The organism is Xanthomonas sp. LF06-19 (genome assembly GCF_034105425.1).
Classification (GTDB): domain Bacteria; phylum Pseudomonadota; class Gammaproteobacteria; order Xanthomonadales; family Xanthomonadaceae; genus Xanthomonas_A; species Xanthomonas_A sontii.
This window is the reverse complement of sequence record NZ_JAXGGH010000030.1, coordinates 1-356: the sequence shown is the minus strand read 5'-3', so window position 1 is coordinate 356 and position 356 is coordinate 1. Positions and strand designations below refer to the sequence as shown.

The 356-nt window shown below is 74.2% G+C and carries 1 pseudogene; it reads left to right on the top strand.

Annotation, left to right across the window (positions count from 1 at the left end):
* Positions 1-42: 42 nt before the first annotated feature.
* Positions 43-356 (top strand): annotated as a pseudogene (locus SLW55_RS20590) (hypothetical protein); the annotation flags it as partial.

Genomic DNA, 356 nt, shown 5'->3' with positions numbered 1-356 from the left:
GAGGTCGGCACCACCGTCAACAGCATTCAGCAAGGCGCGGGCGTGAAATACGCCCACACTCACTCGACCAAGGCCGACAGCACTGCCAGCGGTACCGACAGCAGCGCGATGGGACCGGCGGCGAGTGCGTACGGCGACAGCGCGGTGGCACTGGGCAATGGCGCGGTGGCGGGCGATGCGAACGATTCGGCCGTGGCCAACGCCGTGGCGCTGGGCAAGGCGGCCACGGCCAGCGGTGGCGACAGCCTGGCGCTGGGCGCAGGCGCAGCGGCGGCGCAGGCCGGCGCGGTGGCGCTGGGCAGCGGCAGCAGCACGGCCGCGGCGGTGGCGACCACCGGCGGGACCCTCAACGGCAG